This window comes from Pseudoalteromonas sp. S4741 (assembly GCF_005886135.1).
In the GTDB taxonomy this organism is placed as follows: Bacteria; Pseudomonadota; Gammaproteobacteria; order Enterobacterales; family Alteromonadaceae; genus Pseudoalteromonas; species Pseudoalteromonas tetraodonis.
On the sequence record NZ_PNCN01000017.1, the window covers coordinates 1 to 20,132 of the forward strand.

General features: G+C 41.2%; 21 protein-coding genes. 16 read left to right on the top strand and 5 right to left on the bottom strand.

Annotation, left to right across the window (positions count from 1 at the left end; genetic code table 11):
- Nucleotides 1-408: 408 nt before the first annotated feature.
- The 14 genes from leuS to CWC30_RS02680 all read left to right on the top strand — a co-directional run bounded on the left by leuS (nt 409) and on the right by CWC30_RS02680 (nt 13,528).
- A complete protein-coding gene (leuS, locus tag CWC30_RS02615) occupies nt 409-2,997 on the top strand; it encodes a leucine--tRNA ligase (protein WP_138626344.1) in 2,589 nt (862 codons plus the stop codon).
- Between the two features lies 1 nt (nt 2,998).
- The gene (locus tag CWC30_RS02620) at nt 2,999-3,490 is read left to right on the top strand and encodes an LPS-assembly lipoprotein LptE (RefSeq protein WP_036982052.1); all 492 of its coding nucleotides are present in this window, start codon (nt 2,999-3,001) and stop codon (nt 3,488-3,490) included.
- Complete coding sequence (gene holA / locus CWC30_RS02625) at nt 3,490-4,530, top strand: DNA polymerase III subunit delta (protein WP_138626345.1); 1,041 nt, start codon at nt 3,490-3,492, stop codon at nt 4,528-4,530. Before CWC30_RS02620 ends, holA begins: the two co-directional genes overlap by 1 nt.
- Before the next feature lie 10 nt (nt 4,531-4,540).
- A complete protein-coding gene (nadD, locus tag CWC30_RS02630; protein WP_036982050.1) occupies nt 4,541-5,170 on the top strand; it encodes a nicotinate-nucleotide adenylyltransferase in 630 nt (209 codons plus the stop codon).
- Between the two features lie 62 nt (nt 5,171-5,232).
- Complete coding sequence (rsfS, locus tag CWC30_RS02635) at nt 5,233-5,550, top strand: ribosome silencing factor (RefSeq protein WP_013465348.1); 318 nt, start codon at nt 5,233-5,235, stop codon at nt 5,548-5,550.
- 37 nt (nt 5,551-5,587) lie between these two features.
- Entirely contained in the window at nt 5,588-6,058 is a 471-nt protein-coding gene (gene rlmH / locus CWC30_RS02640) for a 23S rRNA (pseudouridine(1915)-N(3))-methyltransferase RlmH (RefSeq protein WP_138626346.1), read from the top strand.
- A gap of 9 nt (nt 6,059-6,067) precedes the next feature.
- Nucleotides 6,068-7,948, top strand: coding sequence for a penicillin-binding protein 2 (mrdA, locus tag CWC30_RS02645; RefSeq protein WP_138626347.1), 1,881 nt, complete (start codon nt 6,068-6,070; stop codon nt 7,946-7,948).
- Nucleotides 7,945-9,051, top strand: a complete 1,107-nt coding sequence (rodA, locus tag CWC30_RS02650) for a rod shape-determining protein RodA (protein ID WP_036982047.1) — start codon at nt 7,945-7,947, stop codon at nt 9,049-9,051. The genes mrdA and rodA overlap by 4 nt, the downstream gene beginning before the upstream one ends.
- Entirely contained in the window at nt 9,051-9,812 is a 762-nt protein-coding gene (locus CWC30_RS02655; RefSeq protein WP_138626348.1) for a septal ring lytic transglycosylase RlpA family protein, read from the top strand. Before rodA ends, CWC30_RS02655 begins: the two co-directional genes overlap by 1 nt.
- 53 nt (nt 9,813-9,865) lie before the next feature.
- Nucleotides 9,866-11,026: a serine hydrolase gene (locus tag CWC30_RS02660; protein WP_138626349.1), complete on the top strand. Its 1,161-nt coding sequence runs from the start codon at nt 9,866-9,868 to the stop codon at nt 11,024-11,026.
- 210 nt (nt 11,027-11,236) lie between these two features.
- A complete protein-coding gene (gene ybeD, locus CWC30_RS02665; RefSeq protein WP_016898950.1) occupies nt 11,237-11,515 on the top strand; it encodes a DUF493 family protein YbeD in 279 nt (92 codons plus the stop codon).
- A 19-nt stretch (nt 11,516-11,534) separates the two neighbouring features.
- Nucleotides 11,535-12,188 carry a lipoyl(octanoyl) transferase LipB gene (gene lipB / locus CWC30_RS02670; protein WP_138626350.1) on the top strand — a complete coding sequence of 218 codons (654 nt, stop codon included), beginning with the start codon at nt 11,535-11,537 and terminating at the stop codon, nt 12,186-12,188.
- Nucleotides 12,185-13,150 (top strand): lipoyl synthase, encoded by a 966-nt coding sequence (gene lipA / locus CWC30_RS02675; RefSeq protein ID WP_013465357.1) that lies wholly within the window; start codon nt 12,185-12,187, stop codon nt 13,148-13,150. The genes lipB and lipA overlap by 4 nt, the downstream gene beginning before the upstream one ends.
- A gap of 138 nt (nt 13,151-13,288) precedes the next feature.
- Entirely contained in the window at nt 13,289-13,528 is a 240-nt protein-coding gene (locus CWC30_RS02680; protein ID WP_138626351.1) for an RNA recognition motif domain-containing protein, read from the top strand.
- Nucleotides 13,529-13,633: 105 nt separating this feature from the next.
- On the opposite strand, the gene CWC30_RS02685 is transcribed toward CWC30_RS02680, so the two are convergent.
- From CWC30_RS02685 to CWC30_RS02700, 4 genes are all read right to left on the bottom strand, one after another.
- Nucleotides 13,634-14,707: a phosphotransferase enzyme family protein gene (locus CWC30_RS02685; RefSeq protein ID WP_138626352.1), complete on the bottom strand. Its 1,074-nt coding sequence runs from the start codon at nt 14,705-14,707 to the stop codon at nt 13,634-13,636.
- Between the two features lie 184 nt (nt 14,708-14,891).
- The gene (locus tag CWC30_RS02690) at nt 14,892-15,341 is read right to left on the bottom strand and encodes a flavodoxin (RefSeq protein ID WP_138626353.1); all 450 of its coding nucleotides are present in this window, start codon (nt 15,339-15,341) and stop codon (nt 14,892-14,894) included.
- Nucleotides 15,342-16,106 (bottom strand): tRNA pseudouridine(65) synthase TruC, encoded by a 765-nt coding sequence (truC, locus tag CWC30_RS02695; RefSeq protein ID WP_138626354.1) that lies wholly within the window; start codon nt 16,104-16,106, stop codon nt 15,342-15,344.
- Nucleotides 16,099-16,419, bottom strand: a complete 321-nt coding sequence (locus CWC30_RS02700; protein WP_138626355.1) for a YqcC family protein — start codon at nt 16,417-16,419, stop codon at nt 16,099-16,101. The genes truC and CWC30_RS02700 overlap by 8 nt, the downstream gene beginning before the upstream one ends.
- A gap of 103 nt (nt 16,420-16,522) precedes the next feature.
- Between CWC30_RS02700 and CWC30_RS02705 the strand changes: the two genes are divergently transcribed.
- Both CWC30_RS02705 and CWC30_RS02710 read left to right on the top strand, forming a co-directional pair.
- Nucleotides 16,523-17,551, top strand: coding sequence for a DUF3549 family protein (locus tag CWC30_RS02705; RefSeq protein WP_138626356.1), 1,029 nt, complete (start codon nt 16,523-16,525; stop codon nt 17,549-17,551).
- Nucleotides 17,552-17,851, top strand: coding sequence for a DUF3301 domain-containing protein (locus CWC30_RS02710; RefSeq protein WP_013465365.1), 300 nt, complete (start codon nt 17,552-17,554; stop codon nt 17,849-17,851).
- A 659-nt stretch (nt 17,852-18,510) separates the two neighbouring features.
- Here CWC30_RS02710 and CWC30_RS02715 read toward each other — a convergent pair.
- Entirely contained in the window at nt 18,511-20,109 is a 1,599-nt protein-coding gene (locus CWC30_RS02715) for an ATP-dependent nuclease (RefSeq protein ID WP_138626357.1), read from the bottom strand.
- Nucleotides 20,110-20,132: the final 23 nt, after the last annotated feature.

The following is a 20,132-nucleotide window of genomic DNA, read 5'->3' on the forward strand; positions in this document are numbered from 1 at the left end:
TATTTCACATAAATCGGCGATAACGCAGCAGAAATGCCAAACACGCGCTGCCCTTTGGGTGCGACCCAAGGGGGGTATACGCTTTGTTGCTCGGTTTTTACTTAGCCCACTAGGTTACAAACCTCGCGTCGCGATTAAATCGCCCCTAGTTTGAACAAATTGTAATCCACGAAGATCGACAGACCCTAGCTTAAACCTCAAATACTTGCGTGTAAACTCAACTAAAAAGATTAACAAACGCTAAGTTAAAACTGACTCCTGACGTAGATAAGTATAGGTTAACCTGCACTGAAAACTAATTTAGCGGCAAATTTGTAAAAAGCGCCGCTTTGGCGCTGTGAATAACCCTTTATTTGGGGTATCCTATCGACAATTTTTTATTAGTATGCAAGAAGTTTGGAAACGTAAATGCAAGAGCAATATAACCCACAAGACATAGAGTCAAAAGTCCAACGCTACTGGGAAGAAAACCAAGTATTTAAAGTCACAGAAGACGAGAGCAAAGAAAAGTACTACTGCCTCTCAATGTTTCCTTACCCAAGTGGTCGACTGCATATGGGTCATGTGCGTAACTACACCATTGGTGACGTGGTTTCTCGCTTTCAGCGCTTGCAAGGCAAAAACGTAATGCAACCTATGGGTTGGGATGCGTTTGGTTTACCTGCAGAAAACGCGGCTATTAAAAATAAAACAGCCCCAGCAAAATGGACTTACGAAAATATTGACTACATGCGTAACCAGCTTAAGCAATTAGGGTTTGGCTACGACTGGGATCGCGAAATTGCGACGTGCCACCCAGAATATTATAAATGGGAACAATGGTTCTTCACTAAGCTTTACGAAAAAGGCCTAGTGTACAAAAAAATGTCAACGGTTAACTGGGATCCTGTGGATCAAACAGTATTAGCTAACGAACAAGTAATTGATGGTCGTGGTTGGCGTTCAGGTGCGGTCGTGGAACAAAAAGAAATTCCACAGTGGTTTATAAAAATTACCGACTATGCTCAAGAGCTATTAGACGACTTAGACAAACTAGAAGATTGGCCTGAGCAAGTTAAAACCATGCAGCGCAACTGGATTGGTCGCTCTGAAGGGTTAGATATCGAGTTTACGCGCACCGACAATAACGAAAAGTTTAGTGTATACACCACTCGTCCAGATACGTTTATGGGCGTGACATACCTAGCTGTGGCCGGTGGCCACCCAATCGCACAAGAAGCGGCTAAAAACAACGACGCGATTGCGATGTTTGTTGAAGAGTGTAAAAACACTAAAGTTGCCGAAGCGGATATGGCAACCATGGAGAAAAAAGGCATTGCAACAGGCTTTTACGCCACGCATCCATTAACGGGTGAGCAAGTGCCTATTTGGGTTGCAAACTTTGTATTGATGCATTACGGCTCAGGCGCGGTAATGGCAGTACCAGCCCACGACCAACGTGACTTTGAATTTGCCACCGCATACGGCCTCGATATTAAACAAGTTATTGCCCCTGCTGAAGGTTCAGAGCTTGAGGTAAACCTTAGCAAAGAAGCATTCACCGAAAAAGGCGTACTGGTTAACTCAGGTGAATTTGATGGCCTTGATTTTGAAAACGCCTTTAACGCTGTTGCCGACAAACTAGAAGCATTAGGTGTAGGTGAGCGTAAAGTAAACTTCCGTCTTCGCGATTGGGGCGTAAGCCGCCAACGTTACTGGGGCTCTCCAATCCCAATGCTGAGCGATGAAAACGGTAACGAGCTTGCTGCTACTGAAGATATGCTCCCTGTGCGTTTACCAGAAGATGTGGTAATGAATGGTGTTACATCGCCAATTAAAGCCGATCCGAATTGGGCTAAAACAACTGTAAACGGTGTACCTGCTACTCACGAAACAGATACTTTTGACACCTTTATGGAATCATCGTGGTATTACGCTCGCTACTGTAGCCCTCGCCATGACGAAGGCATGTTAGACCCAGCAGCCGCTAACTACTGGTTACCAGTAAACCAATATATTGGTGGTATTGAGCACGCCATATTGCACTTATTATATTCGCGCTTTTTCCACAAATTATTACGTGACTTTGGTTTAGTTAATTCAGATGAACCATTCGACCGCTTACTTTGTCAAGGTATGGTACTTGCTGAAACATTTTATCGTAAAGATGAAAAAGGTGGCGACATTTGGATTTCGCCAAGTGATGTAAACACAGAAACCGACGACAAAGGTCGCGTAACTAAAGCATGGCATAAAAAAGATGGTGAACCGGTGTTCTCATCTGGCATGAGCAAAATGTCTAAGTCGAAAAACAACGGTATAGACCCACAAGAAGTTATTGCCCAATACGGTGCAGATACAGTGCGTTTATTTATGATGTTTACAGCACCACCAGAGCAAACGCTTGAATGGTCAGATTCAGGCGTTGAAGGCGCACATCGTTTCTTAAAACGTATCTGGAAATACGCAGTAGACGTTAAAACAGTAGGTTACCAAGCACTTGATAAATCGGCGCTTACTAACCCGCAAAAAGTACTACGTCGTGAGCTACACAAAGCAATCGCAAAAGTGAGCGATGATGTAGAGCGTCGTCAAACCTTTAACACCGCTATTGCCGCAATTATGGAGCTTTCTAACAAGCTATTAAAAGCGCCATTAAGTGACACACAAGATGTTGCCATTGCTAACGAGGCACTGGAAGCATTAATAATTATGCTGGCACCTATTACACCGCATTTATCGCATCAATTATGGCAAGACCTAGGTAAAGAAGGTGATATTTTAGATGCGGCATGGCCAAAAGTTGACGAATCTGCTCTTGTTGAAGATGAAAAACTAATCATCGTACAAGTAAACGGTAAGCTGCGTGCAAAGCTAACAGTGGCTGCTGATGCTACGCAAGAGCAAGTAGAAGCTTTGGCATTTGCCGAGTCTAACGTGACTAAATTTACTGATGGTGCAACGATACGAAAAGTTATTTATGTACCAGGTAAATTACTTAACGTGGTAGCTAACTAATATGGCTGCTTTAAACGCCATTAAAAACGGACTAGCCTTAGTGCTAGTCTGCTTTTTGTTATCGAGCTGTGGCTTTCATCTTAAAAAAGCGTCTAGCCTACCCAATGATTTAAAACAGCTAACGCTTGTGGGAGATGATCAAAAATCTGCTTTATTTAGTTATTTACAAAGCGAACTGGCTATGAGCGACGTCACTTTAGTGCCTGCAAGTAAACAATCAGCGCAGCTTTATTTATTTAAAGAACAACTAGAGCGTCAAACCTTATCGTTGTTCCAAAACGGGCAAGTAGCTGAGTACGAACTGGCATACAGCGTAAGTTATGTAGTAAAACGCCCGAAACAAAAAGCCATCGAAAAACGCTTTGAGTTATACCGTAACTACCAAGACGACCCAGATAACGCACTAGCAAAAGCAAAAGAGCTTGAACTACTAATTAGCGAAATTCGCCAACAAGCGAGTCGCCGTATTGTTAGAGAGTTGTCGCAACTATAATGCGTTGTTATGCAAATCAGCTGCCTAGCGAATTAAAAAAGGGGTTAAAACCTTTTTATTTGGTTTTTGGTGAAGAGCCTTTTCAAGAAGCTCACTGTGTACAGCTCATACGCGACAGCGCAAAAGCACAAGGTTTTGATGAAGTAATTAAATTTACTTTAGTTCAGGGCTTTGATTGGCAGGAAATAATAGCGCAATACCAAAGTATGTCGTTATTTAGTGCGCGTACGATTATTGAGCTAGATTTAAACCAGCAAAAACCGGGGACACCCGGCGCAAACACCTTTAAAAAAATAGTAGAGCTTGAAAACCCTGATACGATCTTAATCGTAAAAGGCGCCAAGGCCAGTCAAGATGTTCAGCGCGGTGCGTGGTTTAAAGCACTTGATAAGCATGGTTTATTTGTCCCCTGCTACCCGCTTAGCGGAAATCACTTAAAGCGTTGGCTTGATGAGCAGTGCCAACGTTTGTCACTAAATATTCAAAATGAGGCTAAACTCAGTTTAATTAATGCCACTGAAGGCAACTTACTTGCGTGCTATCAAGAACTCGAAAAACTAGCGTTAATACACGGTAATGCTCTGATCACGCAACAGCTGGTGATGCAAGGACTACTAAACCAAGCTAAGTTTGATATTTTTGATTTAAGTGATGCGCTTTTAAACGGCCACACCGCTCAAGCTATAAAAGTACTTAACAAACTTGCCAGTGATAACACTGAGGTTGTGAGTATCTTATGGGCTATCAATAAAGACCTTAATACATTATTGAGTGTGCAGCAGGGATTATTGCAAGGTGAGTCATTAGCAACCTTATTTAAACAAAAAGCGATTTGGAAAAATCAACAAGCGCCAGTACAAACAGCCATTAACAGGCTAAACATTCATACCCTAGAGAATATTAGCAGTGAACTGGCATTGTTTGATGCAAGTTACAAGCAAGGCGCATTGATTGCCCCTTATCAAGCATTGGCGCATATTTGCATTAAGTTCTGCCAACCGCTCGATATTCCACTTCCCTGCCATACTAACCGTCAGTAAAGGGAAATACATGATTGCAATTTTTGGTGGTACTTTTGATCCCGTTCATTTGGGACACCTTAATATGGCGCAGCAATGCGTTGCGACCTTTAAATTACACTCACTCTATTTTATGCCCTGTGCAATACCCGCACACAAAGCGGCACCGGGGATCAGCACCGAGCATCGTATAGCAATGCTTAAAGCCGCAATTACACCTTATGCGCCGTTCAAACTTGATTTACGAGAACTGCAACGCAGCGGCCCGTCGTATTCTTTATTAAGTTTGCAAGAGCTAAGAGCAGAAAACCCCGATACCCCTATTTTATTTTTAATTGGCATGGACTCATTCAACAATTTCGATAAATGGTATCAATGGCAAACAATAACTCGCCTTTGTCATCTGGTGGTGTATCAACGCCCAGGCCAAAGCTGTGATGTACAAGGGGAACTTAAAAACTACAAACAGCAGGCTGTGACCAACGATATTTTTCTGCTCAACAAAACAAATGCCGGACACCTTTACTTTTTAGAGGGAGAACAGCTGGACGCTGCATCCAGCGAAATCCGTCAAGCCCTTAAAAAAAGAACTAAAAAGAGTGAACTATTACCCGACGCCGTGAGTCACTATATTAAGCAGCATCAGCTTTATCAAGAGTGATTGGTATAAACCCCTCAGCGTGTTAAAATAGCCGCTATTAAATTTTAAATTGAGACAAAACCTTGGATTCGAAACAACTACTCGCTTTTGCACTAGACAAAATTGACGATATGAAAGCACGTGATGTGATTCAACTTGACGTAACTGGCAGCTCAGACGTAACCGATTACATGATTGTATGTTCAGGTACATCAAGACGTCATGTATTGTCAATTGCTGATAACTTAGCAAAAGAAGCTCGCCACGCTGGTGAAGAGCCATTAGGGTATGAAGGCCAAAGCGATGGCGAATGGGCACTCGTTGATTTAGGTGATGTGATTGTTCACGTTATGCAAGATCAAGCACGTAGCTATTACGATCTAGAAAAGCTTTGGGGCTAATAGCTCCCTATTTTAGACAACGCTTGGAAGTAACGTCGTGAAAATACAAATGATTGCTGTTGGTACAAAAATGCCAGCATGGGTAGAAACAGGTTTTGCAGAATATCAGCGCCGCTTTCCCAAAGATATGGCACTGGAACTAGTCGAAATACCGGCAGGTAAACGTGGCAAAAACGCAGATATAAAGCGTATTTTACACACCGAAGGTGAAAAAACCTTAGCCGCTATACCTAAAGGCAATCGTATTGTCACACTGGAAGTAACCGGTAAAGCACTGGATACTCACCAGCTAGCGAAAAACATGGAAAAGTGGCAACTTGATGGTCGCGATGTCAGTTTACTGATTGGCGGACCAGAAGGCTTAGCTCCCGAGTGTATTGCGGCCTCTGAGCAAAAATGGTCGTTATCAAATTTAACGCTCCCACACCCTTTAGTACGCATTATTGTTGCTGAAAGCCTTTACAGAGGCTGGAGCTTAAATAACAACCACCCTTATCATCGCGAGTAGTTTCTTGCCATGATAAAACGAAGACCCACTATTCGCGACCACTCAGCAGAAGCTAATTTATTTGCTCGGCGTGCATTCGTGGGTTTTATTTTTATCTTAGCCTTAGTAGCCATATTATTGTCTAACTTGTACACCATTCAAGTTGACGACCACCAAGATTACCAAACTCGCTCTAACGACAACCGCATAAAAGTAATCCCTATTGCACCTAATCGCGGACTGATTTACGACCGCAACGGTGTTTTACTGGCCGAAAATAAGCCCGTTTATAACCTTGAAGTGATCCCTGAAGAAGTTGATGATTTAACCGCCTCTTTGAAGTCTATCAGCAAAATCATTGAAATAACCGAGCAACAACAAACTGATTTTATTGATGATATAAAACATACTCGACGTTTTAAAAGTCAAGTCCTCAAAGCCCGTTTAAATGAAAACGAAGTTGCGATGTTTTCAGTAAATCAACATAAATTTCCAGGGTTTAGCATTGAAGCGCGCCTAGCGAGATATTATCCCTTTGGCGATACTTTAACCCATGCATTAGGCTACGTTGCAAAGCTCAATAGAAAAGAGCTAAACAAACTTGAGCAACAAGATGAAGCCACAAACTACCGAGCCACGCATGATATTGGCAAGCTGGGTATCGAAAAGTATTACGAGCCGTTACTACATGGTCAGGTCGGCTCACAGCGAGTTGAAGTAAACAACCGTGGCCGTATTATTCGCACCTTAAACATCGATCCACCGCAGCCGGGTGACGACTTAGTACTTACTCTCGACATTGGTTTACAACAAATAGCCCAACATGCACTTAAAGATATGCGCGGCGCTATTGTGGTAATGGATGCAAAAGATGGCGGCGTTTTAGCGCTTTATTCAAACCCTAGTTATGACCCCAACTTATTTGTGCACGGTATTAGCAGTAAAGATTACAAAGCCTTACTCAACCCTGATCGTCCACTGATCAACCGTACCACTCAAGGACGCTATGCACCCGCATCAACTATTAAGCCGCACATGGCTATTTTGGCATTAGAAGAAAACATAGTGCAAGAAACCACCAGCATGTGGGATCCAGGTTTTTTTCAAATACCAAACGTAGAGCATAGATGGCGAGATTGGCGACGTTGGGGCCATGGCCATGTTGATGTTTACAAAGCAATAGAAGAGTCATGCGATACCTACTTTTACGATGCAGCCTATCGAATGGGGATCACCAAAATAAGTAACTTTATGGCTCGCTTTGGCTTTGGTGAATTATCCGGTATTGATATTCATGAAGAAACAACCGCTATTTTACCCTCAAAAGAGTGGAAAGAAGCCCGTTTTAAAGAGTCGTGGTGGCGTGGCGATACTATTTCTGTAGGAATTGGCCAAGGTTATTGGACTGCCACCCCCATTCAAATAGCGAATGCCACTAATATTTTAGTTAACAGAGGGATAAATCACCCTCCTCATTTAGTGCAAGTTGCTAAAAAAGAAGATCAAATTACTCAGCTCAATAATGAAGAAAAGCCACCTGTTGTTCTTAATAACGAAGATAACTGGCGCATTGCTATTGATGCTATGCATAACACGGTTAAAAAAACCACCGGAACTGCCCATCGTGCGTTTAAAGGCGCTACCTACGATCCAGCAGGTAAAACCGGTACTGCCCAAGTGGTAAGTATTGCTCAGGGCGAGCGTTACGACGCCGATGCACTTAAAGAGCGCCAACGTGATAACGCCATTTACGTCGGTTTTGCCCCCTACAACAACCCACAAATAGTAGTCTCTATTGTGGTAGAAAATACCGGTGGGGGAAGCTCAGTAGGTGCGCCGATTGCCCGTCAATTAATGGATTATTATTTTGCAGCTAACCCAATTCAATCCTCAGGGAGTCAAGTACCATGACGGCTTTACATAATAAGCGTTCTATTTGGCTTCGCCTGCATATCGACTTGCCACTTTTAATTGCGTTATTGCTGATGATGGCCGGTAGTATCACCATTGTATACAGCGCCTCAGGGCAAGACTCGGCTATGATGATCCGCCATGTAACCCGCATGGCAGGTGCAATTATTGGAATGTTTTTTTTAGCGCAAATCCCCCCCGCTACGTTAAAACGCTTAGTAATTCCCATGTATTGCCTAGGATTACTCATGCTAGTTGGAGTACTACTATTTGGTGTAAGCTCTAAAGGCGCTCAACGCTGGTTAGATTTAGGCATTACCCGCTTTCAACCCTCAGAGCTGATGAAGTTAGCGGTTCCTATGATGGTGGCTTGGTACATTGGTCGTAACCACTTACCACCGCGTCCACTTCATTTAATTATTGGCTTTGCCATTGTTATGTTACCCACCTTACTTATTAAGGAACAGCCCGATTTAGGCACCTCAATTTTGATTGCCAGCTCCGGTGTGTTTGTATTGTTTTTATCTGGCTTGAGCTGGCGTTTAATCGGCTTTTTAAGCTCGGTTGTTGCTTTGGCAGCATGGCCATTTTGGCACTACGGTATGCACGATTATCAAAAGCAAAGGGTATTGACCTTTTTAGACCCTGAGAGCGATCCGCTGGGTTCTGGCTATCATATTATTCAATCAAAAATTGCCATTGGTTCAGGCGGTATCGAAGGAAAAGGCTGGCTGCAAGGCACGCAATCGCAACTAGAATTTTTACCTGAACGACATACTGACTTTATTTTTTCAGTACTGAGTGAAGAGTTTGGCTTATTTGGTGTGTGTGTTTTACTTAGTTTATATTTATTTATTATTGGCCGTGGACTGTATATTGCGGTTAACGCACAAGATGCGTTTGGTAAACTATTAGCCGGCTCACTCACGCTCACATTTTTTGTTTATATTTTTGTAAATATTGGCATGGTATCGGGTTTGCTGCCTGTTGTAGGTGTACCGTTACCATTAATTAGTTATGGCGGTACCTCAATGGTGACCCTGATGGCTGCATTTGGCATTATTATGTCGATTGCCACAGATAAAAGGATGCTCTTAAAATAATGCGCCTTTACAAACAACTTATAATTATTATTCTCGTTAGCCTCTTTTTAAGTGCATGCAGCAGTTCAAATAGTCGTTACAGCATGCGCCATGATGCGGCGCCTCTTCGTGCACCGACCGAATTAGAAATGCAAGATGCCATTGTTACTCAAGTTATTAAAAGTGCGAGTACCACGCGCCCCTACGAAGTGCTTGGCAAACGCTATACCCCGATGCTCGATGAAACAGGTTATTCAGAAACGGGCATTGCCTCATGGTATGGCCGAAAATTTCATGGTTATCACACCTCTAACGGCGAAATTTACGATATGTTCGCTATGACGGCAGCTCACAAAACCTTGCCCTTACCGAGTTTTGTGCGCGTAACAAATACAGCCAATGGCCAATCTGTTATAGTACGGGTTAACGATCGCGGGCCTTTTCATGACGATAGAATCATTGATCTTTCTTATGCTGCAGCCTATAAACTTGGCTACCATAAATACGGTACAGCACAGGTTAAGCTTGAAGCGATTACCCTTGCAGATACCCATGCACGAAAAACCTACGTTCAAGTTGCCGCGGGCAGTACCTTAGCCAACATAGAAGCGTTAGCAAGTACACTGCGAGAACAGTATAAGTTACCGACAAATATCGTTGAAAAAGACGCTATTTATAGATTGCACTTAGGGCCAATAAAAGATGCCCAACATGCGCAACAAGTACTAGAAACATTAAAACAAAATCAATTTCAAAACGCGTTCTTGCTTTACACTCAGTAAGCCCTTTAGAATGGGAATACGCATATTTTTAACTTTAACCATTAATGAGTATGATGAAATCTATTAAACATAAAATTCTTACTGGTGTTTGCGGCTTAGTCTGTTCTGCCGCCGTATTTTCAGCCACCGCCCAAATTATTCCAGCGCCTCCTCAAGTTAATGCAAAAGGTTACTTTTTGGTGGACTTCACCACAGGTAAAGTCATTGCACAAGGCGAGGCTGATACCAAACTCGCACCGGCCAGCTTAACTAAAATGATGACCAGTTATGTAATTGGTACCGAAATTAATGCTGGTAATATTGCGCCCACCGATATGGTTACTGTTAGTGAAAAAGCGTGGGCAAAAAACTTCCCTGAATCATCAAAAATGTTTATTGAAGTCGGTAAACAAATTAGTGTCGATGACCTTAACCATGGCATTATTATTCAATCAGGAAATGATGCATGTGTTGCTATGGCAGAGCATATTGCTGGCAGCGAAAGCGCATTTGCAGATTTAATGAATGCTCACGCCGAAAAAATAGGCATGACAAATACTCACTTTATTAATAGTCACGGTCTTGATACAGACGAGCACTACACAACGCCACGCGATATGGCCACACTTGGTGCAGCCTTAATCAGAGATGTGCCGGACGAATATGCACTATATAAAGAAAAGTCATTTACATACAATGGTATAAAGCAATATAACCGTAACTCGTTGTTATGGGATGAAAGCTTAGATGTTGATGGTATTAAAACAGGCCATACATCTGATGCGGGTTACAGCTTAGTCACCTCGGCAACGAAAAACGACATGCGTTTAATTGCGGTAGTTATGGGTACTTCAAGTGAGCGTGCGCGTAAAGTAGAAAGTAAAAAACTACTAAACTACGGTTTTCGCTTTTTTGAAACAATTACCCCGTATAAAGCCGGCGACAGCTTTGCTGAGCAACGTGTTTGGATGGGCAATAAAGAGAATGTTTCTTTAGGAATTTTAGAAGATACACCTATTACTATTCCTCGTGGTCAGCATAAAAACCTTAAAGCAAACTTTGAGCTAGACGATACCCTTGAGGCACCTTTAGCCAAAGGCACTAAAGTAGGTACTTTATTTTTACAGCTTGAAGGCGAAGATATTGCACAATATCCGCTAGTTACACTTGAAGAAATACAAGAAGGTAGCTTCTTTAGTAAAATATATGACTACTTACGCTTACAGATTATGTAATTGCGAGTAAAGTAATATGAACGCCTCCACTGTGAGGCGTTTTTTTTTGCTTGAAAAGTGCTAGAATGCGCCCCATATATACCAATCGTATTGAATGACTATCATTGGCTTGGGTCAACAATAGCATCATTTCAAGATTGCCATTAGCCTGTCAGTTTTAAGCTTCGCGTTTTAGCAAAGCCAACACTTTTTGTTTGAGGAGTTCCCGTCGTGGTTGAACCTGTTAAAGACACTAAATTTGATGAGTACTTAGAGTACCCTTGCCCATTTACATTTAAAATTATGGGTCTAGCTAATGTAAACTTAACTGATCAAATTTTAGCTAAATTACAACCTATTGCTCCAGGTGATTATGCGCCAAAAGTAAAACCAAGCAGTAAAGGTAATTACGAGTCTGTAACGCTAGTAGCTACTGTAACAAGCGGCAAACACATTGAAGAAATTTACAACGTGATCAGCAACATCGATGACGTACGCCATATGCTTTAATCCATAGTTGAGATTTGTTGTGAGCGAAAACCCCCTAATCGTACGCCAACTGGGTCGTCAGCGTTACATGCCGATTTGGCAAAAAATGCAAGACTTTACCGACACCCGTGATGAAAATACCCCAGATGAAATTTGGCTGGTAGAGCACGAAAGTGTATTTACCCAAGGCCAAGCCGGTAAAGATGAGCACTTGCTCGCCCCAGGTGACATTGAAGTGATTAAAGTGGATCGTGGCGGACAAGTAACTTACCACGGCCCAGGTCAGCAAATGATGTATGTATTATTTAACTTACGTCGTTTAAAGATTGGCGTACGAGAGCTAGTAACATGGCTTGAGGAATGTATTATTGAATCCCTTGCTGAGTACGGTATTGATGCATACGCAAAAGCCGATGCACCCGGTGTTTACGTGAACGACAGCAAAATTGCCTCTTTAGGCTTGAGAGTTCGTCGTGGCTGCTCATTTCATGGCTTAGCATTAAATGTTAACATGGACCTAAGTCCATTTTTACGCATTAACCCTTGTGGTTATGCGGGCATGAATATGGTGCAAACTAAAGAATTAAATGGCCCTCAAAACCTTGAAGCTGCAGGTCAAGGGCTGGTAAAACACATGATCAAAAAGCTTAATGCAACACAGGTTAAGCATACTGAAGGGTTTGAAAACGAATGAATAAACCAGTCAAAATGGAACCAGGTGTAAAACTACGCGACGCAGAAAAAATGGCGTTGATCCCCGTTAAAGTTTTACCAACAGAAAAAACCGAAATGCTCCGTAAGCCAGAGTGGCTTAAAATCCGCTTACCTAAGTCAACCGAGCGGATTGACGGCATAAAACAAGCAATGCGTAAGCATGGCCTTCATTCTGTATGTGAAGAAGCCTCGTGCCCTAACTTATCAGAATGTTTTAACCACGGTACGGCGACCTTTATGATTTTAGGGGCTATTTGTACACGTCGTTGCCCATTCTGTGATGTAGCACATGGCCGTCCATTAAAGCCCGATGCAGCAGAGCCTGAAAAGCTTGCACTGACCATTAAAGACATGAAGCTAAGCTACGTAGTGATCACTTCGGTAGATCGTGATGATTTACGTGACGGTGGCGCTCAGCACTTTGCCGATTGTATCCGTGAAATTCGCAAGCACAATCCAGAAATCACCATTGAGATATTAGTCCCTGATTTTCGTGGTCGTATGGACAGAGCGTTGGAAATATTAATTGAAACGCCGCCAGATGTATTTAACCACAACCTAGAAACAGCACCACGTTTGTACAAATTGGCGCGTCCTGGTGCTGATTACAAGTGGTCACTTGAATTATTACGCCGCTTTAAAGAAGCACACCCTGAGGTTAAAACTAAATCGGGGTTAATGGTTGGTTTAGGTGAAGAAATTAGCGAAATTGAAGAAGTACTGCGTGATTTACGTGAGCATAACGTTGATATGCTAACCGTAGGCCAATACCTACAACCTTCTAAGCATCACTTACCAGTAAAACGCTACGTGCCGCCTGCTGAGTTTGATGCACTAAAAGAGTATGCTGATGAAATTGGCTTTACACACGCGGCTTCTGGCCCGTTTGTACGCTCAAGCTATCACGCAGATCAACAAGCAGCGGGTAAAGAAGTAAAATAAGCCTGCTGATAAACAAAAAGCTGCCAACGAGCAGCTTTTTTTGTTTTTGGGCGTTATTTTCAGCAAATGTAAAATAAAGTTAGGCTAAAGCGGGGTTACTTGAGATAATTAACGCTGATACCCTTAATTAGGTTCATTATGAAACTATTAGTTCGCAACTTATCTCGTGCTACCACTGAGCATGAGCTTCGTACTTTATTTACAGCGCACGGTAAAGTGACCACCTGTAACTTAGTACTCGATAAAGAAACTGGCCAATCAAAAGGTTTTGCTTTTGTAGAAATGCCAAACGACATTGAAGTTAAAGGCGCAATTAAAGCCCTTAATCAAACAACCGTTGATAAAAGCAAAATCCGCGTAAAACTAGTCGATGCTTAATAACGATTGAGGGGTTAGAAGTTTATACGTATTTTTAGCGTTTAACCTCGCTTTATATTGCTCAAAGCTTAACTTTAGCACTTTGAGCAATATAACCGATTGGGCTTATATCTTAGTTAACATCGCCTTTAATACCTGCTGCTTACTTACTATATCCCTGTACAACGAAAATTGATTTTTTGCGCGATCTAAATTGTGTCTCTTATGTTTAACACTAAAGTAATTATCGCCGTCTATATAGTCGGTTAAAAAGCGTAAGCCAATCATAAAAGGCATCACTTTAGCACCTAACCAAAAGCTTTGTTTTTCCGCGGCCGTTAATATTGATTTTAATGGTTCAACATAACCTTTAACAATGGCTGCAAAAATGTCTTCACGAACACCTACTTTATCAAGCGCTGTTGAGTCTTCTTGCTCTGCAGAGCAAAATGTTCTGACCATATCGCCAAAGTCATTAAGCCAATAACCTGGCATACAGGTGTCTAAATCAATCACCGCTTTTGCATTATTAGAATCTGAACAAAATAGCATGTTGTTTATTTTAGTATCGTTATGACACACGCGAATAGGGACTTTTCCAGCTAATGCATTGAGCTCATCAATGAGTGAGAACTGCGACAAGCAAAAATCAACCTCCTCCTGACAATGAGCTACACGTTTATGAGGATCGCTGTTAATAACTTGCTTAAAAACCTCTGCACGCATGGCTAAATTATGAAAGTTAGGGATAACCGCATGTAATTTGTTAGCGTCAAAGTCCTCTAATGCTGCAGCAAATTGGCCAAAGGCATTAGCCGCGGTTTGCGCTTGGCTAACAGTATTAACCACATCTTCGCTGTAACTGCCACCAATAAACTCAAGGGCTCGCCAAGTATCGTCATTATTATTTACTAAATAGTCATGCTGAGTTGTCGCTACATGCCGCACAATAGCTAAGTTGAACTCACCTACTTGCTGCTTTTTGCTTAAATGTTGTTCTATTAATCTTGCATTATCAACAAGTAACTGTGGTTTTGGAAACACCACCGTATTGAGCTTTTGTACAACCAATGACCGCTTAGGTGTACTCAATAACATGGTAGTATTGATATGACCACTACCGATGGGTTTTATACTCGCATGCATATCGTCAAGGCCAAAATTCTCAGATAGGTAAACTTCTATAGGAATTGAATTCATTTTCTACTTCACCCTTTTCGCCCAAGGCGACAATAATTCAATAGCTACGCTTGACGCAATGCGCACAAAGTAGCCGCAATACTTGTCAGTTCTGATTTATAGGTAACCCCAAACCAAGGCTCTTTTGCCCGCCCGCAAGCACAATCAAACTCAGTTTATGTTTTTTCATCTAGAGTCTGCGCATTTAAGAGGGTAATTTACCAAGCCAGGTTTGTAACCAAGGCTCGGCGACAGGCCAAGGCTCAAAGTCTTCACAGGCATCGATTTCGAGTCGGTTACCAACAGGTTTAGCTTGTAAGTCACGTAATAGTTCATCAAAGCTGCGCCCTGCTGCGCAAAACGTATCACCGTAGCTTCTGTCACCCATGGCTACAATGCCAAAAGGCTTGCCTGTTAGCATTGGAAAAGTACTATTTAATTGATGATAAAGATCGGCTAAATTATCAGGAATATCGCCTTGCCCAGTGGTCGAGGTAATAATTAAAATATGCGAAGCATTTTTTATATCATCTAAAGTAGGCTGCTCGAAGACACTAACCTGATGGCCAGCTTGCTCTAGCGTGTCGCTAACTTGCTCACTTAATCGCTCTGCACCGCCATACACGCTGCCAACAAAAATACTAATATGTGCCATTTAATAATCCTCTTCTTGTTCTGGCCAACCCAGCTGTTTGCAAATGTTTAACATTGCGTCACCCAGCGGCGCTTTAATTGTTATGGGTTTATTACTATAAGGGTGCACAAAGCTAAGCTCTGATGCAAACAACATTAGACGGCGAAGCGAAAAATGCTCCCTAAAAAACTGATTATGCTGGTTATCGCCATGATTTACATCACCAATAATAGGCAAAGACAAGTGCTTTAAATGCCGACGTATTTGATGTTTGCGACCCGTTTTAGGAAAACACTCTACCAAAGAATAACGAACCGTTGGGTATTTTCCTATTGGGATAGGCAGCGCAGCTTGATGCAAACAATTAATTTGGGTTTGTGCTTCTTGCGCGGCTTTGTCTTGATCAGCAAACTTATCGGCTATTTTGTCGAGTTCTTCTTTTAACGGTTTATCTAAAAAAACAGATTCAGGCGCAAACCCGCGTACCAACGCTAAATAACGTTTTGTTATTGTGCCCTCAATAAATAATTGATTCATATCACGCGCCGCCTCTGAGCTTAATGCAAACAGTAATACACCCGAAGTAGGCCTATCAAGACGGTGAACCGGAAACACATGTTGCCTTATTTGATCGCGCAGCATTTGCATTGCAAATTGAGTTTCATGTTTATCTAAAAATGAGCGATGAACAAGTAGCCCAGAGGGTTTATCTATTGCTACATAATTTTCATCTTGATAAAGAATCGACAGTTCGCCGTATTCAATAGGCTCTAGGCGCTCACTCATTAGGCTCTCCTAAATATGAATCTAATTGGGTCAGTAAAGCGATAATGTCTTCGCTGCCTGATTTATCAATGAGTGTCATTTGCGCCATCGGGGCGACTGCAAAATTGCGCGGTAACGGCTGCTTGTTGTCAATTAGCCGCTGTAACTTTTCAATAAATACAAACTGCAACCATTGTTCAAATGCCAGTGTATCGTGACAAAACGGTACGCTAGAATCTAATAAATCGGGATTCAGCGGCTCAACCTGCCACAGTTGATGCTTTTTAAGTAGCGCCACTAATTGCTGTAAATATATGTGGGTTTGCTGGTACATAATCACCCTTTGGTTTGTGTATTATGCAATTATACCCTGTTCCCACAACAGTCGCTATGGCGTATAATTAAGGTAATTTTGTAGTAAAAACAGTTGGAAATCCATGAGTGAACATATAGCTACGTTAGGCCAGCTTTTAGATGGTGCAGGCACTCAATGGCGTGCTTTTGATATTGGCAGGCACATTACCAAGCTTGATAAACAACAATTTTTAGCCGTTGAACAAGCGCAAATTCCTTACCCTTACCCATTAGCAGGTCATGCATGGTTAGCTATTCAGTTTTGGGATAGCAAAGCCAGTAAAGAACCTTATGTGTGGTTTTTAAAATTCCCACTTGATGAGCAAAGTAAGTTAGTAAGCGCGAGCCGTGATCACTTTGCAGATATGGTTATTCAGGCACTAGGAACAGAAATTACCGGCGAGCAAGCCGATGGCACACTCGATAACAACCCTTATGTATTTACGCCGAACGCGAATAAATTAGCGGCGTTTAATGCACAAGTTAAAGTGTTACTAAAGCAACCAGCGTCGCAATACTACGAGCACACCCAACTCTACTTTAGTGGCCAAATTGGCTTTGATAATTGGCAAAATGTCGCGTTACAAGGCATTGCCGATTTTGCTTATCGTCTTCATAGTGCTGATAACTTAAAGCACTTACAAGCAGCGTGGCCTAAATTACCAGTTGAAGTATTACAGCCATTAAGTGCAATGCTTGAACACATCGAAATACCGCCCTCGTTAAGTGAGTTATTGTTAAGTTATGGGCAAACCGCCCTTAATAATAATGATGTTGTTGCGGCCTCTGCCGCGCTGCGTGCAATATCATCAGGGCAAGCTACTGGGCTGAGTGCACAGCTTGTTGATTGCGCGCTTAACTCACCTTTAGGGCAGGATTCTGATATTTTGTTGACCATTGCTGGTCGCTGCTTTAAACAGTTAGAACAGCCACAGCGTTTACATGTGTTTATGGATAAATGCGCGCATCATAAGGAAATAGCTGAATTATTTCCTAGCGTTTTTGCAGATTTAGTTGCAATTGCGACTATTCGCCCTCACTTATTAGCTTTATTACGTGAAGAAAACAGAAGCGAGACATTAGCTCGCGCAATTGGAAGGTTATTCTCTTAAATGGCTAGTTTATGGACGTTTATACTTATTGGTGCTGTAATTTATTTTTTTTGGCTAAATCGTAAAATAGCCGAAGCAGCGAACGTTCATGCCAAACGCCAAAGCGAGCAATTGCAAGTGCAACTTATGAGTGTAGCTTGCAACAAGCGTCGATTTGGCATTTTAAAAAGTGGTAAACCGGGCATGAAAAGCGAATTTATTTTTGAGTTTTCAAGTGACGGTGAAAACGCCTACCAAGGGGTATTAATCATGGAAGATGAAAAACTAAAAAGTGTGGTTGTGCCACCACATAGAATATAATTTCTTAGCACAAAAAACTAAGGCGTAACCTCAGTTACGCCCCAATTGCCAACATCCTGTAAGGTATCCTATACCTGTTCCCTGTTTATCATCCTCTGAACGAGCAAACTACCGTGTTTACTCTCCATTGCATCCTGCAATATCCACTTGCCGCCTTGGCTATCCTGCGTAAACTAACGCTCCTGCAATTTCCTATCGCATCATCCTTGGTGTCCTTTAAATAGCTCCCAGCTATTTTAGTCCTCAGTGTACTTCCTGTTTCATCCTTGCATCCGTGTTAACTTGTCCTTTGTGCTTCCTGCTAGTAACTACTTATTCCTTATCCGTGGCAGTAGCTCAATCATTGGGCTATGTCGTTTTGACAAAGTAAAGTTTAAAGCAAACGGCTTAATATGATAGTGAGGAAAACAAAAAAATTACGGTCATAAAATTGAAAAATAAAAGTAAATACAATGGCTTGATATTTTTAAGAAGATAAAATACGGAGTTAAACTGACAAGGCGCACGTTAATGTAAGATATATCTCACGTAAGTGCGCCCTATTTGGAACATTGGCTTACATAATTGGTATCTGTCATTCGAAATGAGAATCTCAGTCAGTATATAACCTACTAAAAGATTAGGTTGAACACTCAAATCAATAGACTGAACTTAAAGCACTAATTCCATTTATCTATTAACTCAAATAACTCTTTGACTAAATTAAGAAGTTCGGGGTTATCTTTTAGTAACTTTTCGGATATTCCCTTATCAACAAATTTACCTGCTATTTGTGGTTTACTATAGCCTGAATTTTTTACTAGTCTATTATCTTCATTATAAGAAAAATATTTATTTCTGAATTCATCGGGCAAATATGACTCAATAGTATATCCATGAGTAACCCAAGCTGAGCTAGTTTTTGACTTATTGTAAGCACGGTAAACCCTTTCTTTATTATTGCACTTAAACGAATCATTTATTCGGTCATATTCGTTGTCATTATCGATTATTGCAGCGACATTTTGATTAATACTTAACATATCAATCAACTCTTCACCTATACCGAAATGACTTAATGTTGAGCCTCCATAAAATGCGAATTCAAAACTTAAAGATTCGAATTTAAAAGCGTTACTTACATAAACTTTTGCATAGTTTTTTAACCAGTCAAGAAGATAAATACGATCAGAGGGGCCTTCAACCCATATAACTCCATTAGACTGAAGAAAATCACTCATTTTGTATCCGAGGTTATCAAGAATCTCCTTACAAGGTGGTTTTTCGGAGATTACATCTGTATTAAACTTTTGATCAAACTCTGCTGAAAAAACTTTAATATTTGGTCTATTAGAAGAGTTCATAAAAACTGCCGAGTGAGTGGCAATAAAAACTTGTATTTCTCTCCTCTCAACCTCTAACTGTATTTCATTGAAAAGCCTCCTTGCTAAACGAGGATGAAGATTGACTTCCGGCTCTTCAATAAGAACGATACTGTGTGCTTTGGCCCTTCGAAGCTGCATCATGATGTTAGCGAATTTTATCCAGCCAGATGCTATCCAATCAGCATGAAAAAAATTGTTCATACTTTCATCTGATTGAAGCGCTACTGAAATTATTTGTTCTTTAACTAATTTGAAGGTCGGTTTTACAAGCTCCCCTTCACTATAAAGGTTTGGTAGATCTTGGGCTAAAGTATTCAACTCTTCTACTAAGGAAATTGAAATTTCTATTTTTTTTACCGATTTGATATATACCAAATCCAAGTTTTGTACCTTAAGTTTTGATAGTTTTTTAATATCTTCTTCGAAGTTAAATTTATTATAATCGACTTTGAATTCAGCTTTTTCGGAAGCATTATGATGTCTGGCTACTCTATACATTCCTTTTGTAGGGCAATAGCTTTCGCCTAGAGCTTTTTGGGATAATGTATTAAAAAGATATGAGTACGATTCCCCCCTCCTAAAGCCGATATCAAAAAAAGGTGGAATTCCACCTTTCATGACCTCTCGTGGTAATGAAGGAATAATACCAGGCTCCGTTACTGAACGAATAATGTCTAATACAGTTGACTTACCAGACCCGTTTTCACCTATAAAGATGTTGATATCACTAAATGTAAGATAATCACCTAAAATTGCTTTATCATTTTCATAACCAAAGTGATTACTCAACCCTCTGATATATGCATATTTTAACCTAAATATTCTGCTATCCCTTATAGATTTTACATTGAGATTACTTCTCTTCTTTTTTCTTACTTTAGTTTTCCTTGGCATCTAATTACTCTAACGATTAAGAT

Coding starts and splice junctions, on each gene's coding strand:
- leuS (WP_138626344.1), top strand. CDS start 409: ATGCAAGAGCAATATAACCCACAAGACATAGAGTCAAAAGTCCAACGC.
- CWC30_RS02620 (WP_036982052.1), top strand. CDS start 2,999: ATGGCTGCTTTAAACGCCATTAAAAACGGACTAGCCTTAGTGCTAGTC.
- holA (WP_138626345.1), top strand. CDS start 3,490: ATGCGTTGTTATGCAAATCAGCTGCCTAGCGAATTAAAAAAGGGGTTA.
- nadD (WP_036982050.1), top strand. CDS start 4,541: ATGATTGCAATTTTTGGTGGTACTTTTGATCCCGTTCATTTGGGACAC.
- mrdA (WP_138626347.1), top strand. CDS start 6,068: ATGATAAAACGAAGACCCACTATTCGCGACCACTCAGCAGAAGCTAAT.
- rodA (WP_036982047.1), top strand. CDS start 7,945: ATGACGGCTTTACATAATAAGCGTTCTATTTGGCTTCGCCTGCATATC.
- CWC30_RS02655 (WP_138626348.1), top strand. CDS start 9,051: ATGCGCCTTTACAAACAACTTATAATTATTATTCTCGTTAGCCTCTTT.
- CWC30_RS02660 (WP_138626349.1), top strand. CDS start 9,866: ATGAAATCTATTAAACATAAAATTCTTACTGGTGTTTGCGGCTTAGTC.
- lipA (WP_013465357.1), top strand. CDS start 12,185: ATGAATAAACCAGTCAAAATGGAACCAGGTGTAAAACTACGCGACGCA.
- CWC30_RS02680 (WP_138626351.1), top strand. CDS start 13,289: ATGAAACTATTAGTTCGCAACTTATCTCGTGCTACCACTGAGCATGAG.
- CWC30_RS02685 (WP_138626352.1), bottom strand. CDS start 14,707: ATGAATTCAATTCCTATAGAAGTTTACCTATCTGAGAATTTTGGCCTT.
- CWC30_RS02690 (WP_138626353.1), bottom strand. CDS start 15,341: ATGGCACATATTAGTATTTTTGTTGGCAGCGTGTATGGCGGTGCAGAG.
- truC (WP_138626354.1), bottom strand. CDS start 16,106: ATGAGTGAGCGCCTAGAGCCTATTGAATACGGCGAACTGTCGATTCTT.
- CWC30_RS02700 (WP_138626355.1), bottom strand. CDS start 16,419: ATGTACCAGCAAACCCACATATATTTACAGCAATTAGTGGCGCTACTT.
- CWC30_RS02705 (WP_138626356.1), top strand. CDS start 16,523: ATGAGTGAACATATAGCTACGTTAGGCCAGCTTTTAGATGGTGCAGGC.
- CWC30_RS02710 (WP_013465365.1), top strand. CDS start 17,552: ATGGCTAGTTTATGGACGTTTATACTTATTGGTGCTGTAATTTATTTT.
- CWC30_RS02715 (WP_138626357.1), bottom strand. CDS start 20,109: ATGCCAAGGAAAACTAAAGTAAGAAAAAAGAAGAGAAGTAATCTCAAT.